We start from the raw sequence: 14,732 nt of genomic DNA, 5'->3' as shown, positions 1-14,732 counted from the left end.
CTTATCTTCCCAACCACGGCTGTGGATTGACGGCCTGACCCTGGCGACGAATTTCGAAATAAAGCGAGGGTCTGCCCTGACCGCCGCTACTGCCCACAAGGGCGATAGGTTGTCCGGCGCGCACCTGCGCGCCTACGCTGACCAGCGCGCTCTGGTTATAGCCGTAAAGGCTCATATCGCCTTTACCATGCTCCACGACCACCACCAGGCCATAGCCTTGCAGCCAGTCCGCCAGAATCACCCTGCCGTCGGCGATGGCTTTGACCTCGGTGCCTTCCGACGCGCCGATCACCATCCCCTTCCAACGTAGCTCACCCTGCAGCCGTTCGCCATAGCGATGCAATATCGGGCCGCGTACCGGCCAGTATGCCTGACCGCGAGGCGCGCCCAGACCGCCGGTGCGGGACATTAGCGAACGCTCGCTTTCCGTCGGCTTATAGGTGCTGCCTTTACGCGAGGCTTCCTGCTGCTTATCGCGTACCGCCTGCGCTTCGCGGGCTTCACGCTCCGCTCGCGCTTTGGCCGCCGCTTCCGCCCGCGCGATACTGTTGCGTAGGCGTGATTCGTTGGCGCGCAGTTCGCTTAACTGTTGCTGGCCTTGCTGAATAGACGACTCCAGTCCGGCAAGCGTTTTCTTACGTTCATTACGCGCCTGCTCCAGCTTCGCCTGTTGGGCGCGCTGCTCATACAGCAACGTTTGTTGTTGGCTTTGCTTCTCTTCCAGCTCGGCTTTTTGCGTGGCGACCTGTTCGCGAGTCTGTTTCAGCTCGGCGATAGTCTCCTGGCGCGCCTGGTTCAGATAGCCGAAGTAGGCCTGCAGGCGTTGCCCACGCTGGCTCTCTTCTCCGCTAAGAATAAGCTGAATGCCGGTGTGTTCGCCCTGGCGGAAAGCGGCGTCCAACTGCGCGGCAAGATTACGCTCCTGGCTGGCTTTTTGCTGCTCCAGTTTGGCAATTGAGGCGTTCATCTCATCAATTTGCGCGTTTAACTGATCCAGAGTGCTTTGCGTTTCGCGCAGCTTACGCGCTGCGGCCGAGATGGCCTCTTCCTGGGCTTTCAGTTGTGCCAGGAGGCTGGCGCGCTGTTGCTGCTGCTGGCGTACGTCGCGTTCTTTCGCGGCGATATCGGCCTGAATAGATTTGAGTTGATCGCGGTCATCCGCGTGGGCGGAAAAGGCGCACAACAATACGCCAGCGCTAAGTACGCTGGCGTAGAACAAAGGCCTGACTGAAAACGTTCTTGGTTTCACGGCCTGTTGAATGGTGTTAATCGCCTTTCCCCTCATGGGGAGGGATTATTCCACGATGAACAGCGGCTTACCAGTCATCTCTTGCGGGATTTCCATCCCCATCAGCGACAGCATGGTAGGCGCAATGTCTGAAAGTTTGCCGCCTTCAACCGCCTTCACGTTTTTCTCGCCGACATAAATCAGCGGCACCGGCAGGTTGGTGTGGGCGGTATGCGCCTGACCGGTCGCCGGATCGCGCATCTGCTCCGCGTTGCCGTGGTCCGCGGTAATCAACAGTTGTCCACCAACGGACTCAACCGCTTTTGTTACCTGGTCAATGCAGTTATCCAACGCTTCCACCGCTTTGATGGCGGCTTCCATCACGCCGGTATGACCGACCATATCGCCGTTTGGATAGTTACAAATGATGGTGTCGTACTTACCGCTTTCGATCGCCGCGACCAATTTTTCAGTCAATTCTGCAGAGCTCATTTCCGGTTGCAGGTCATAAGTGGCCACTTTCGGGGAGTTGATCAGAATGCGCTCTTCACCAGCAAACGGTTCTTCTACGCCGCCGTTAAAGAAAAAGGTTACGTGCGCATATTTTTCCGTTTCGGAAATACGCAGCTGAGTTTTGTCGTTTTTCGCCATCCATTCGCCAAAGGTATTCGCCAGCGACGCTGGTGGGTAGGCAACGGCAGTTTTGATGTCGGCGGCGTATTCGGTCAGCATCACGAAGTTCAGATTAACCACTTTCTTACGCGCAAAGCCGTCGAAATCAGCGTTAACGAAAGCGCGGGTAATTTCGCGCGCGCGGTCAGCGCGGAAGTTCATGAAAATCAGCGTGTCGCCGTCTTCCATCGCCGCATCAGCCTGGCCCTCGGCGCGGATAACGGTCGCTTTGACAAACTCATCGTTTTCATCACGAGCGTAAGCGGCCTGCAGGCCAGCCACAGCGGTATCCGCCTGGAATTCGCCCTGCGCCAGGGTCATCAGATCATACGCTTTTTCCACGCGATCCCAACGGTTGTCGCGGTCCATAGCGTAGTAACGACCGACGATAGACGCCACGCGGCCTTTGCCCAGCGCGGCGAATTTGTCTTCGAATTTTTTCAGCGAGGCTTCAGCGCTGCGCGGCGGCGTGTCGCGACCGTCGAGGAAGGCGTGCAGATAGATTTTTTCTGCGCCGCGCTCTGCGGCCAGTTCCACCATCGCCATAATGTGATCTTCGTGGCTGTGGACGCCGCCCGCGGACAGCAGACCCATAATATGAACCGCTTTACCGGCGTTTTTCGCCTGGTCTACCGCATTGGTCAGGACTGGGTTAGCAAAGAAAGTACGTTCTTTAATTTCAACGTCCAGACGCGTCAGGTCCTGATAAACGATGCGGCCTGCGCCCAGGTTAACGTGGCCCACTTCGGAGTTGCCCATCTGGCGGTCAGGCAGACCCACTTCCAGACCGGATGCGTCGATCAGGGTATGCGGACGTTTTGCCCACAGAGCATCCATCACCGGGGTTTTGGCGTTTAAGATAGCGTTATCCTGCTGTTCTTCACGGTAGCCGTAGCCATCCAGAATCACCAGTACCATAGGTTTTTTAGAAACCGACATTGCGACAACCTCATACTCAATAGACAAAATAATTGCGTAATTTTACTACAGCTGAATCGATAAAATAGCCTCAGAAGATCAAAGAAAGGGATCGCGCTGGCGTGAGAAGGCAAGTAATAGCGTGATTTTTTTTCGTAGCGCCCCGCAAAAATGCATTCCAGTGCACGCTCTGGCTGTATTTGCGCCACTGCACAGGTATACTCCTTTCCTGGTTTTTTAATCACTACGTCGGGAGTTGTTACCCCCCATGCAAGAAATTATGCAATTTGTTGGCCGTCATCCCATACTGAGTATCGCCTGGATTGCGTTACTGGTGGCGGTTTTATTTACCACGTTCAAAGGTCTGACTTCAAAAGTTAAGGTGATTACACGCGGCGAAGCCACGCGCCTTATCAACAAAGAGGACGCCGTTGTTGTGGATTTACGTCAACGTGACGATTTCCGTAAAGGCCATATCGCTGGCGCGACCAATTTGCTGCCGAGCGAAATCAAAGCCAACAATGTTGGCGAACTGGAAAAGCACAAAGACAAGCCGATTATCGTGGTCGACGGTTCTGGTATGCAGTGCCAGGAGTCCGCTAACGCGCTGACAAAAGCCGGCTTTGAAAAGGTCTTTGTGTTGAAAGAAGGCGTAGCAGGCTGGAGCGGCGAGAATCTGCCTCTGGTGCGCGGTAAGTGATTACCCGTCGTTTTCATGACGTAAGGGGAATGACTTGCCCTTGCGTCGACATGAAATCCATCGGGTAAAAAACAGGAGCGAAGTCATGGCCAATATTGAAATCTACACCAAAGCAACCTGTCCGTTTTGCCATCGTGCAAAGGCGCTGTTAAACAGCAAGGGCGTGAGTTTCCAGGAAATTGCGATTGACGGCGACGCCGTGAAGCGTGAAGAGATGATCAAACGTAGTGGCCGAACGACGGTTCCGCAAATTTTTATTGATGCACAGCACATTGGCGGTTGTGACGACTTGTATGCGCTGGATGCGCGTGGTGGACTGGATCCGCTGTTGCGTTAAGGCGTACTCAAGTATTTAAGGACAACACTAAAGGGTTTTACACATGTCAGAACAAAATAACACTGAAATGGCTTTCCAGATCCAACGTATCTATACCAAGGATGTTTCTTTCGAAGCGCCAAACGCACCGCATGTTTTCCAGAAAGATTGGCAGCCAGAGGTTAAACTGGATCTTGATACGGCATCTTCCCAACTGGCGGATGACGTTTATGAAGTTGTGCTGCGTGTTACCGTAACGGCTTCCCTGGGGGAAGAAACCGCGTTCCTGTGCGAAGTTCAGCAGGCCGGTATTTTCTCCATCAGCGGTATTGAAGGTACTCAGATGGCGCATTGCCTGGGCGCATACTGCCCGAACATTCTGTTCCCGTATGCTCGCGAGTGCATCACCAGCCTGGTTTCACGCGGTACGTTCCCGCAACTGAACCTTGCGCCGGTCAACTTTGATGCGCTGTTCATGAACTATTTGCAGCAGCAGGCTGGCGAAGGTACTGAAGAACATCAGGATGCCTGATGAACCAAAGTAATGCGTCAATGACAGTCATCGGTGCCGGCTCGTACGGCACCGCTCTTGCCATCACTCTGGCGAGAAACGGCCACCAGGTTGTCCTGTGGGGCCACGACCCAAAACATATCGCGACCCTGGAGCACGATCGCTGCAACGTCGCGTTCCTTCCCGATGTGCCTTTTCCCGATACGTTACACCTGGAAAGCGACTTAGCAACCGCGCTGGCGGCCAGTCGTAACATTCTGGTGGTGGTGCCAAGCCATGTTTTCAGCGACGTGCTGCGGCAGATTAAACCGCTGATGCGTCCGGATGCGCGTCTGGTATGGGCGACCAAAGGCCTGGAAGCGGAAACGGGGCGCCTGTTGCAGGATGTCGCTCGCGAGGCGTTAGGCGATCAAATCCCGCTGGCGGTGATTTCCGGTCCGACGTTCGCTAAAGAGCTGGCGGCGGGTTTGCCGACGGCAATCTCGCTGGCCTCAACCGATGAGACCTTTGCCGACGATCTCCAGCAACTGTTGCACTGCGGAAAAAGTTTTCGCGTCTATATCAATGCGGATTTTATCGGCGTGCAGCTTGGCGGCGCGGTGAAAAACGTGATTGCGATTGGCGCGGGGATGTCTGACGGCATCGGCTTCGGCGCGAACGCCCGCACGGCGCTAATCACGCGTGGACTGACCGAAATGTCGCGGCTTGGCGCAGCGCTTGGCGCCGATCCCGCCACCTTTATGGGGATGGCGGGTTTAGGCGATCTGGTGCTGACCTGTACCGACAACCAGTCGCGCAACCGTCGTTTTGGCATGATGCTTGGCCAGGGCATGGACGTTAAAGGCGCGCAGGATAAGATTGGCCAGGTGGTCGAAGGCTATCGCAATACGAAAGAAGTTCGTGAATTGGCGCACCGTTTTGGTGTTGAAATGCCAATAACCGAGGAAATTTATCAAGTATTGTATTGCGGAAAAAACGCGCGCGAGGCAGCATTAACGTTATTAGGTCGCGCCCGCAAGGAAGAGCTGAGTCGCCACTAGCCGTAAGGAACTGTTTGCATAAACGACCCAACCCGCACAGAACGGGTTGGTCGTTTTCTGCCCGTCTGGAGTAAGCCATGCCGTGTGAAGAACTGGAAATCGTCTGGAAGAATATTAAAGCTGAAGCCCGCGCTTTAGCTGACTGTGAGCCTATGTTGGCCAGTTTTTATCACGCCACGCTACTCAAGCATGAAAATCTGGGCAGTGCGCTGAGCTATATGCTGGCAAATAAACTGGCTTCGCCCATCATGCCCGCTATCGCTATCCGTGAAGTAGTTGAAGAAGCCTATGCCGCCGACCCGGAAATGATCGCGTCGGCAGCCTGCGATATTCAGGCCGTGCGCACTCGCGATCCGGCGGTGGATAAATACTCCACGCCGCTGTTATATCTGAAAGGCTTTCATGCGCTACAGGCCTACCGCATTGGTCACTGGTTGTGGAATAAAGGTCGCCGCGCGCTGGCTATCTTCCTGCAAAATCAGGTTTCGGTCTCGTTTCAGGTGGATATTCACCCGGCAGCGAAAATTGGCCGCGGGATTATGCTCGACCATGCCACCGGTATTGTGGTGGGGGAGACGGCGGTTATTGAGGATGATGTGTCGATCCTGCAATCCGTCACCCTGGGCGGTACCGGGAAAACGAGCGGCGATCGTCATCCTAAAATCCGCGAAGGCGTGATGATTGGCGCGGGCGCGAAAATTCTCGGCAATATCGAGGTGGGGCGCGGCGCGAAAATTGGCGCAGGTTCCGTCGTTTTACAGCCTGTCCCGCCGCACACTACCGCCGCAGGCGTTCCGGCGCGTATTGTCGGCAAGCCGGGCAGCGATAAGCCGTCGATGGATATGGACCAGCATTTCAACGGGCTACACCATACGTTTGAGTATGGCGACGGCATCTGAATTGCGCGGTACAACTAAAAAACGCTGTTCCGATGGAGTGCAATCCCGGAACAGCGGAGCGAAGAATTCGCAATGTGGACAATCAGGCTGCGGATGATGTCAGCGTGATGCGATCCAGCGGGCCGACGATAAACAGATATGAAATGAGACCAATAAGTCCCATCGAGCCAACGTATAAAATGGCAAAGTCGAACGACTGAGTATTGGCAAGAATCACGCCGATGACCAGCGGCGTAACGATGCTTGCCATATTGCCGCACATGTTAAATACGCCGCCAGCAATACCCAGAACTTCCTTCGGCGAGGTGTCGCTGAGTACGCACCAGCCCAGGTTACCAAACCCTTTGGCAAAAAAGGCCAGACTCATCGCCGCAATGACCACAAATTCTGAAGAGGTGTAGTTGGCGATCACAATTACGCAAGAGAGCAACATACCGCAGATAACAGGCAGTTTCCGCGCGACGGTAAGGCTATAGCCGCGTTTGAGTAGCCAGTCGGAGAACACGCCGCCGAGCAGGCCGCCAATAAAACCGGCAATGGCTGGAATACTGGCCACAAAACCGACTTTCAGAATCGACATGCCTTTCGCCTGGTACAGGTAGGTCGGGAACCAGGTCAGGAAGAACCAGGTGATAGAGGTGACGCAGAATTGCCCGATGTAAACACCGATCATCATCCGGTTAACACAGACGGTTTTAATCTGCGCGAACGTTATTTTCTGCGGCTCCTTTTTACAGCCCAGAGAGGGCTCGCCACCACCGCTACGAATATAGTCAATTTCCGCTTGATTAACTTTTGGGTGGTGCATCGGATCTTTGACTTTCATTAACCAGAATATACCGAGCATCACACCAATAGCGCCAATATAATAGAAGACAAAATGCCAGCTTAAATTATGCAGAATGATCGTCATTAGCGGGGTGATAATGCCCAGCGAGATATATTGCGCAGCCTGATAAACTGAAGTAACGAAACCTCGTTCATTATTGGGAAACCATTGTACGCTTAAACGACTGTTCGCCGGAAAGGCAGGCGCTTCAATCGCGCCCATCAGCAGACGTAGAATAACCAGTACAATTAATGGGCTGCCATACAGATAGATCGTTCCCTGAAACATGGTTACTAACGACCAGCCAATCAATGCGCAACCGTAAACCAGTCGTGAACCGTAGCGGTCTAATAGCCAACCGCCGGGTAGTTGCATAATGACATAGGCAATACCAAATGAGGAGAAGGCCAGGCCCATCGCTTCCGGATCAAAACCTAATTCTTTACTCATTATTGGGGCAACTACGGATAGAGTTGCGCGATCCGCATAATTAAATACGGTAGCAAGAAATAAAAATATAAGAATGGTATGACGCACTTTTGTGCGCTTTATTATTGTGTTCATTATCTACTCCTCAGATAAGGGCAGAATGCATCCTGTAAGGTAAGAGAGGCGGGACGGATTCCCGCCAGTCGGGTTAAGGGCGTTTGCCAAATTCACATGTTAATTGTGTCCAGCGGCGCGCTTGTTCACTGAGCGTGAAACCCAGACCATGACGATCGGAAATCCACATGCGGCCATCGCGCAGCTCAAGTTGCTCGTTGAATAATGGGTTCAGCCACTCGAAATGTTCCAGCCACGGCTCCAGGGGATACGCTGCGGAAAGGTGCAGGTGTACTTCCATCGCAAAGTGCGGCGCCAGCTTACGCCCGTGTTTCGCCGCCAGATCCATAATCTTCAGGAACGGAGAGATACCGCCGACACGCGGCGCATCTGGCTGAACGAAATCGCTGGCATTGCCCAGAATCAACTGCTCGTGTTCCCGGAAACTGGTCAGCATTTCCCCGGTGGCGATAGGCGTATCCAGCGCGGCAGCAAGCTGGGCGTGGCCTTCGATGTCGTAAGCATCTAATGGTTCTTCAATCCAGATAAGATTGAACTGTTCCATTTTACGCCCCATGCGGATAGCCGTTTCGCGATCCCACTGCTGGTTAGCGTCAACCATTAACGGGAACTCATCCCCAAGCGCTTCACGTACTGCGGTTAAGCGGCGAATATCCTCAGCGCAGTTGGGTTGTCCGACTTTCAACTTAATACCGCCAATGCCGTTTTCGCGGGAAATCACCACATTTTTCAGCACTTGATCGAGCGGTGTATGCAAGAACCCCCCTGAGGTGTTGTAACACTGAACGGAGTCGCGGTGCGCGCCCAACAGTTTTGCCAGTGGCAGACCGGCACGTTTAGCCTTCATATCCCATAGGGCGATATCGATAGGGGAGATAGCCTGTACCGCCATCCCGCTACGCCCCACTGAGGCTCCGGCCCACAGCAGCTTGGTGTATATTTTGTCGATATCATTGGGATCTTCGCCCAGTAGATTGTCGGCTATCTCTTTGGCGTGAGCATAAATACCCTGGCCGCCAGCACGTTTGGAGTAGCTAAAACCAACGCCTTCAAAGCCATCGCGACTGCGGATTTCGGCAATGATGATTGCCACTTCGGTCAAAGGTTTCTGGCGCCCGGTCAGTACCTTCGCGTCACTCACTGGCGTCGCCAGCGGTAGAAAAGCCAGTGATAGCTTCACCCATTCGATACGATCGCCGGTTTCTGCCGCGGTTCTGGTATTCGCCGCTTTTGCATACGTTACGGCGTCGGAATTCGCGCTTAAAGCCATTTTTTTTCTCCTGATAATCACAAAATGATTGCGCTAACATTTTTATTATTAAGCGAACGCAGGATCCAGAAAGTTGATGTTGATTTGAACATTTGATCACATATGTCGTATAAAAAGCAGGATTTATTGCAAAATGGATCACGATCCAAAAATATCTGGGGAAATGCATAATACAAAATGATGGCGCTATCATTTTGTAATGACTGAGCTTGATAACCTACTGTATTTACGGCCTTTCCTGATGCGAAGCTGGCAATAGCCGCAGGCATGATGAATAATGCGCGGATAAATCAGCCAATCTTTGCAGGGGCATCAGACGTGAAGAGAACCAAATCACCTCGTGCGCCGACGCTGGAAGATGTAGCACGTAGCGCCGGGCTGTCTCCGATGACAGTCAGCCGGGCATTGAATTCGCCACAACTGGTTCGCCCCAAAACGGTTGAGAAAGTCATGCAGGCGGTTCGCGTCACAGGCTACATACCCAACGCGTTAGCCGGTGGTCTGGCGTCGCGACGGAGTAAATTAATCGCTGTCGTCGTGCCGCAAATTAACAACAACATGTTTGTCGATACCATCCAGTCACTGAGCGATGAACTGGCCCGACGCGGATATCACATATTGCTGTGCGTGGCGGGATATACCGAACAAACGGAAGCGGAGTTGGTGGCGACACTGCTTTCCCGCCGCCCCGATGGCGTGGTGCTTACCGGGATCCATCACACGATAGAACTGAAAAAGGTCATCCTGAACGCGGCTATTCCGGTGGTGGAAATTTGGGACTTAACGCCCACGCCGCTTGATATGCTGGTCGGTTTTTCCCATGAAAAAGTCGGGCAGGCGACGGGGGAGTATCTTTTGAGTAAGGGCTATCGTCGTCCCGGCTTGTTGTGGACCGCCGATCGCCGAGCCGCGCAACGTAAGCAGGGGTTATGTAGTGTTCTTCAACGCCACGCTATTCATGCCGTACCGCAGGTAGATGTCCCCCTTCCGGCATCGCTTTCGCTGGGGCGCAGCGGTTTAAGCCAGCTTTTTGACGAAGGGACGTTTGATGTCATTGTTTGCAGTTCTGATACCCTGGCCCAGGGGGCGATGATGGAGGCGGAAAGCCGTGGTATGCGCATTCCGCATGATTTAGCGGTTATTGGTTTTGGCGACCTTGATTTTGCCGCCAGCAATCGACCATCAATTACTACCGTAAGCGTTGACAGACGCGCCATTGGCCAGCGCGCCGCTACGCTGTTGGCCGATCGTATTGAACAGAAACCGTGCGCAGAAGCTATTGTGGATATTGGCTTTCATTTGATTGAGCGAGAGTCCGCATAAACGGGAACATGCCATCGGGATCGGCCAGGCCGGATCAGGCGTTAGCCGCCATCCGGCATTGAATATATTACGACCGCAATACCGCGCCGGGATATCCTAACTGGCGCCACGCTTCATACACCACCACCGACACCGCATTCGACAGGTTCATGCTACGGCTATCCGGCATCATCGGAATGCGAATCTTCTGCTCTTTAGGCAACGCATCGAGAATGCTGGCGGGCAGGCCGCGCGTTTCCGGGCCAAACATCAAATAATCGCCATCCTGATAACTTACGGCGCTATGGGCGGGCGTGCCCTTTGTCGTCAACGCAAACAGGCGCTGCGGATTTTCAGCGGCGACAAAGGCGGCATAATCGTGATGGCGCTGAACCGCGGCGAATTCGTGATAGTCCAGCCCTGCGCGGCGTAAGCGCTTATCATCCCAGGTAAACCCCATCGGTTCGATGATGTGCAGACGAAAGCCGGTATTGGCGCAAAGACGAATGATGTTGCCGGTATTCGGCGGGATTTCTGGTTCGAAGAGTACGATGTTAAGCATGATGCCCCCTTAAATGCGGGGGGCAGAATAGCAGAAATTTACCGGGCTCTCACGCGCCAGGCGTTCAGGCGGCATCGCCTTTGCTCATTGGCGCCAGCGCGGCGGGCAAACTTTTCCCCAGTTCCTGCACCAGTGAATCGCCACTGATTTCGCTAATGGATTTCGCGCCGGTCAGGGTCATGGCGACTTTCATCTCTTTCTCGATCAGGTCCAGCAGGTTGGCGACCCCCGCTTTTCCTGCCGTCGCCAGCGCGTAGAGATAGGCCCGACCCAGCAGTACGGTATCGGCCCCCAACGCAATCATACGCACGACATCCAGCCCGTTACGGATCCCGCTATCCGCCAGAATGGCGATATCGCCTTTCACCGCATCGGCAATGGCGGGCAGGGCGCGGGCGGAAGAGAGCACGCCATCGAGCTGGCGGCCGCCGTGATTCGACACCACGATACCGTCAGCGCCGAAACGTACCGCATCGCGGGCATCTTCTGGATCGAGGATCCCTTTGATCACCATTGGGCCGTCCCAGAATTCGCGTATCCACTCCAGATCTTTCCAGGAGATGGACGGATCGAAGTTATTTGCCAGCCAGCCGATATAGTCCTCAAGGCCGGTCGGTTTACCCAGATAGGCGGAAATATTGCCTAAATCATGCGGGCGACCGTTCAGGCCGACATCCCACGCCCATTTAGGGTGCATCACCGCCTGCCAGTAACGGCGCATGGCCGCGTTTGGGCCGCTCATCCCGGAGTGGGCGTCACGGTAGCGCGCGCCCGGCGTCGGCATATCCACGGTAAAGACCAGCGTGGAGCAGCCCGCCGCTTTTGCTCGTTCCAGCGCATTACGCATAAAGCCCCGGTCACGCAGTACATAAAGCTGGAACCACATCGGGCGCTTAATGGTTGGTGCAACTTCTTCAATCGGACAGACGGAGACGGTGGAAAGGGTGAACGGAATGCCCTTTGCGTCTGCGGCGGCGGCGGCCTGTACTTCGCCGCGACGGGCGTACATGCCGCACAGGCCTACCGGCGCTAATGCCACCGGCATCGACAACGTTTCGTTAAACAGGGTCGTTTCCAGGCTTAAATCGGACATATTTTTCAGCACGCGCTGGCGCAGAGCGACTTGCGACAGGTCTTCCACATTTCGGCGCAGGGTATATTCCGCATACGCGCCGCCGTCGATGTAGTGGAAGAGGAAAGGAGGCAACGTGCGCTGAGCTGCGGCGCGATAATCGCTGGCTGCTGAAATAATCATGATTTATTCTCCCTGGTCATCTCATTATGGTCGCCGGGCAGGCGGGTAATACGCGCCTGGCGGGCCTGGTCTTCATCAAATCGTTTAATCGTGGTGTGGACAAAACTGAGGTGCGCCATCATCGCTTTACGCGCGCCCTCGGCGTTACCGTCCAGAATGGCGTCCATCACTGCCTGGTGTTGTTCCGTCAGCTTTGAGAATACGGGCGGAACGAGATACATACGCTGGCGACTCTGTTTGACGGAGGATTGCAGGACGTCGAAGAAACCGCGCATGGTTTGCAACAGCACCACATTGTGCGAGGCTTCCGCGATCGCCAGATGAAAGCGCACGTCGGCCTGGGAGGCGAGATCCGGGTCTTCGCTGAGCGTCGCATCAAAGCAGAGTCTGATTTTCTCTTTGTCGGCAGCGGTGGCACGCATGGCGGCGTGCCAGGCCGTACTGGCTTCAATGGCGTGGCGGGCCTCCAGAATGTCGAAACTGTAGTCCGGATCGTTCGCCATCAGCATTTTCAGCGGTTGCACGATATTCTGTTCAGACCAGGTTTCGTGCTGCCAGCGGACAAATGTCCCGCCGCCGCGACGACTCACCAGCACGCCTTCACTGACCAGCTTCGCCAGCGCTTCGCGTAAAGAGTTGCGTGATACGCCAAGCTGTAGAGCCAACTGGCGCTCGGCGGGCAATTTCATGCCCGCTTCCAGGTTTTGTTCTTCAATCAGCGCCCGCACGCGAGAGGCAATCTCGTCTGACAGGCGTTTTGGCATCACAATCACGGAATCATCCAGGTTAAAACATAGGCCTGAAGCGTAGTGATCACGCCCACCATACAGGTGAAGATCAGGCTGTGTTTGACGGTAAAACGGAACAGATCGGACTCTTTCCCTACCAGTCCCACCGCCGCGCAGGCGATGGCGATAGACTGCGGCGAGATCATCTTCCCGGTTACGCCTCCAGTGGTATTCGCCGCCACCATCAGCACATCAGAGACGCCGATTTGCTGCGCCGCGGTAGCCTGTAGAGAGGCAAACAGCGCGTTAGATGAGGTATCCGAGCCGGTCAGGAAGACCCCCAGCCAGCCGAGGAACGGCGAGAAGAACGTGAAGGCGCTGCCGGTGTGCGCCAGCGCTAACGCCAGCGTGGAGGAAAGCCCGGAATAGTTCGAGATAAACGCGAACGCCAGCACCATGCCGATGGAGTAAATCGGCAACGCCAGCTCTTTCAGCGTGCTGCCAAAGGTCTGGATTGCGGCTGAGGGTTTCATTTTCAGCCAGACGATAGACAACAGCGCGGCAAACAGGATCGCCGTGCCGGTGGCGGAGAACCAGTCAAATTTATACACCGCCGCGTAAGCGGTCGCTTCGTGTACAACCGGCGGCATACGGGCGACCAGTTTATCGAGATACGGTACCGGAACGTTAATTACCCAGTCATACAGCGCGCCGCCGGGGGCAAACAACGCTTTAAACGGCGGTACGCTCCAGAGAGTGACCGTGGCGGTCAGGAACAGAAACGGCGACCAGGCGCGAACAATTTGCCCTGTCGTATAGCGGGTGCGGGCCAGCGTCTGATCGACCTGCGACGCGCCCATATCGCCGAAGCGGAAGATGCGCACCGGCTGCCAACGTTTGAGGAACAGCGTCAGGCACACCAGAGACACCAGTGAAGAGATGATGTCCGGCAGTTCCGGCCCGATAAAGTTGGAGCTGAGATACTGGGCGATAGCAAACGAACCGCCAGAGACCATCACCGCAGGCCAGGTTTCTTTCACGCCGCGCCAGCCGTCCATAATCGCCATAATCCAGAACAGGACGATAATGGTCAGGAATGGCAACTGGCGGCCTACCATCTGACCGATTTCAAAGCTGTCCAGGCCCGTGACCTGTCCGGCAACCAGAATCGGGATCCCCATCGCGCCAAAGGCGACTGGCGCGGTGTTTACAATCAGGCACAACCCTGCCGCATACAGCGGATTAAAGCCCAGACCCACCAGCAGCGCGGCGGTTATCGCCACCGGCGCGCCGAAACCCGCCGCGCCTTCAAGGAACGCGCCGAAGCAGAAGCCGACAATCAGCATTTGCAGACGTTGATCGGGGGTAATCGACAGAATTGACGAGCGAATAATGTCAAACTGCCCGGTCTTGACCGAAATTTTATAGACGAAGACCGCGGCGATGATTATCCAGGCAATCGGCCATAGCCCGTAGAAGAAGCCATACACGACCGATGCCAGCGCGTGATCGACCGGCATTTTATAGAACAGCAGCGCGACGGCGAGCGCGATAACCACCGTCCACGAAGCGGCAACGTAGCCTTTCAGCTTGAGTTTAATCAGGGCGAAAAAGAAGAACAGGATTGGGAGCGATGCGATCAGGCTGGAAAGCCAGATATTACCCGCCGGGTCATAGTTTTGTTGCCAGAGGTTCATTGCAGGTCTCCTGAGAACCACACGCATAATGGGATGAATCTTTGCTCATCTCGTTGGGGTCACATTATGTGTAAAAGTGGTCCTGCCAATATTGTTGTGTATGGATAATGACAACAAATAGTTAACCAGATGTTATTTATTGGCAACGGTATTGTAGAGTTAATTTAGTGAAATGTGAGTAGGCTGTGGTAACGGGCTAAAATTGGTAGGGCCAATTGAGGGGAGAGGACAGCAAAGGGAA

14 protein-coding genes are annotated in these 14,732 nt (G+C 54.7%); 6 read left to right on the top strand and 8 right to left on the bottom strand.

Going from position 1 to position 14,732, the window contains the following annotated elements:
• Position 1: 1 nt before the first annotated feature.
• Entirely contained in the window at positions 2 to 1,261 is a 1,260-nt protein-coding gene (gene envC / locus EOS97_RS08935; protein WP_058814511.1) for a murein hydrolase activator EnvC, read from the bottom strand.
• 33 nt (positions 1,262 to 1,294) lie between these two features.
• Positions 1,295 to 2,839, bottom strand: a complete 1,545-nt coding sequence (gpmM, locus tag EOS97_RS08930; RefSeq protein WP_000116575.1) for a 2,3-bisphosphoglycerate-independent phosphoglycerate mutase — start codon at positions 2,837 to 2,839, stop codon at positions 1,295 to 1,297.
• A gap of 247 nt (positions 2,840 to 3,086) precedes the next feature.
• On the opposite strand from gpmM, the gene EOS97_RS08925 reads away from it, so the two are divergent.
• From EOS97_RS08925 to cysE, 5 genes are all read left to right on the top strand, one after another.
• Positions 3,087 to 3,518: a rhodanese-like domain-containing protein gene (locus EOS97_RS08925; RefSeq protein ID WP_001156179.1), complete on the top strand. Its 432-nt coding sequence runs from the start codon at positions 3,087 to 3,089 to the stop codon at positions 3,516 to 3,518.
• Positions 3,519 to 3,603: 85 nt separating this feature from the next.
• Entirely contained in the window at positions 3,604 to 3,855 is a 252-nt protein-coding gene (gene grxC, locus EOS97_RS08920; protein WP_001273795.1) for a glutaredoxin 3, read from the top strand.
• A 43-nt stretch (positions 3,856 to 3,898) separates the two neighbouring features.
• On the top strand, positions 3,899 to 4,366 hold the full coding sequence (gene secB, locus EOS97_RS08915) for a protein-export chaperone SecB (protein ID WP_000003370.1): 468 nt from the start codon (positions 3,899 to 3,901) through the stop codon (positions 4,364 to 4,366).
• Complete coding sequence (gene gpsA, locus EOS97_RS08910; protein WP_001076596.1) at positions 4,366 to 5,385, top strand: NAD(P)H-dependent glycerol-3-phosphate dehydrogenase; 1,020 nt, start codon at positions 4,366 to 4,368, stop codon at positions 5,383 to 5,385. The genes secB and gpsA overlap by 1 nt, the downstream gene beginning before the upstream one ends.
• A gap of 77 nt (positions 5,386 to 5,462) precedes the next feature.
• The gene (gene cysE, locus EOS97_RS08905; protein WP_001112114.1) at positions 5,463 to 6,284 is read left to right on the top strand and encodes a serine O-acetyltransferase; all 822 of its coding nucleotides are present in this window, start codon (positions 5,463 to 5,465) and stop codon (positions 6,282 to 6,284) included.
• 82 nt (positions 6,285 to 6,366) lie between these two features.
• Here the strand turns inward: cysE and EOS97_RS08900 are convergent, their stop codons facing one another.
• Complete coding sequence (locus EOS97_RS08900) at positions 6,367 to 7,677, bottom strand: MFS transporter (protein WP_001092104.1); 1,311 nt, start codon at positions 7,675 to 7,677, stop codon at positions 6,367 to 6,369.
• Positions 7,678 to 7,750: 73 nt separating this feature from the next.
• Positions 7,751 to 8,947, bottom strand: coding sequence for an L-talarate/galactarate dehydratase (locus EOS97_RS08895; protein WP_001218249.1), 1,197 nt, complete (start codon positions 8,945 to 8,947; stop codon positions 7,751 to 7,753).
• Between the two features lie 318 nt (positions 8,948 to 9,265).
• Between EOS97_RS08895 and EOS97_RS08890 the strand changes: the two genes are divergently transcribed.
• A complete protein-coding gene (locus EOS97_RS08890; protein WP_001805166.1) occupies positions 9,266 to 10,270 on the top strand; it encodes a LacI family DNA-binding transcriptional regulator in 1,005 nt (334 codons plus the stop codon).
• A gap of 67 nt (positions 10,271 to 10,337) precedes the next feature.
• Here the strand turns inward: EOS97_RS08890 and trmL are convergent, their stop codons facing one another.
• From trmL to lldP, 4 genes are all read right to left on the bottom strand, one after another.
• Positions 10,338 to 10,811: a tRNA (uridine(34)/cytosine(34)/5-carboxymethylaminomethyluridine(34)-2'-O)-methyltransferase TrmL gene (gene trmL / locus EOS97_RS08885; RefSeq protein ID WP_000932335.1), complete on the bottom strand. Its 474-nt coding sequence runs from the start codon at positions 10,809 to 10,811 to the stop codon at positions 10,338 to 10,340.
• 64 nt (positions 10,812 to 10,875) lie between these two features.
• Entirely contained in the window at positions 10,876 to 12,066 is a 1,191-nt protein-coding gene (gene lldD / locus EOS97_RS08880) for a quinone-dependent L-lactate dehydrogenase (RefSeq protein ID WP_000586988.1), read from the bottom strand.
• Entirely contained in the window at positions 12,063 to 12,839 is a 777-nt protein-coding gene (gene lldR, locus EOS97_RS08875; protein ID WP_000636696.1) for a transcriptional regulator LldR, read from the bottom strand. The genes lldD and lldR overlap by 4 nt, the downstream gene beginning before the upstream one ends.
• Complete coding sequence (gene lldP, locus EOS97_RS08870; RefSeq protein ID WP_001055309.1) at positions 12,836 to 14,491, bottom strand: L-lactate permease; 1,656 nt, start codon at positions 14,489 to 14,491, stop codon at positions 12,836 to 12,838. Before lldP ends, lldR begins: the two co-directional genes overlap by 4 nt.
• Positions 14,492 to 14,732 lie beyond the last annotated feature (241 nt).

It is taken from the genome of Salmonella sp. SSDFZ54, assembly GCF_004010735.1.
GTDB classification, from domain to species: Bacteria; Pseudomonadota; Gammaproteobacteria; order Enterobacterales; family Enterobacteriaceae; genus Salmonella; species Salmonella enterica.
This window is presented reverse-complemented; position numbering and strand designations above follow the sequence as displayed.

Excerpts from the sequence above, each read along its gene's own strand:
- gpmM (WP_000116575.1), bottom strand. The coding sequence starts at position 2,839 with ATGTCGGTTTCTAAAAAACCTATGGTACTGGTGATTCTGGATGGCTAC.
- EOS97_RS08925 (WP_001156179.1), top strand. The coding sequence starts at position 3,087 with ATGCAAGAAATTATGCAATTTGTTGGCCGTCATCCCATACTGAGTATC.
- grxC (WP_001273795.1), top strand. The coding sequence starts at position 3,604 with ATGGCCAATATTGAAATCTACACCAAAGCAACCTGTCCGTTTTGCCAT.
- secB (WP_000003370.1), top strand. The coding sequence starts at position 3,899 with ATGTCAGAACAAAATAACACTGAAATGGCTTTCCAGATCCAACGTATC.
- gpsA (WP_001076596.1), top strand. The coding sequence starts at position 4,366 with ATGAACCAAAGTAATGCGTCAATGACAGTCATCGGTGCCGGCTCGTAC.
- cysE (WP_001112114.1), top strand. The coding sequence starts at position 5,463 with ATGCCGTGTGAAGAACTGGAAATCGTCTGGAAGAATATTAAAGCTGAA.
- EOS97_RS08900 (WP_001092104.1), bottom strand. The coding sequence starts at position 7,677 with ATGAACACAATAATAAAGCGCACAAAAGTGCGTCATACCATTCTTATA.
- EOS97_RS08895 (WP_001218249.1), bottom strand. The coding sequence starts at position 8,947 with ATGGCTTTAAGCGCGAATTCCGACGCCGTAACGTATGCAAAAGCGGCG.
- trmL (WP_000932335.1), bottom strand. The coding sequence starts at position 10,811 with ATGCTTAACATCGTACTCTTCGAACCAGAAATCCCGCCGAATACCGGC.
- lldD (WP_000586988.1), bottom strand. The coding sequence starts at position 12,066 with ATGATTATTTCAGCAGCCAGCGATTATCGCGCCGCAGCTCAGCGCACG.
- lldP (WP_001055309.1), bottom strand. The coding sequence starts at position 14,491 with ATGAACCTCTGGCAACAAAACTATGACCCGGCGGGTAATATCTGGCTT.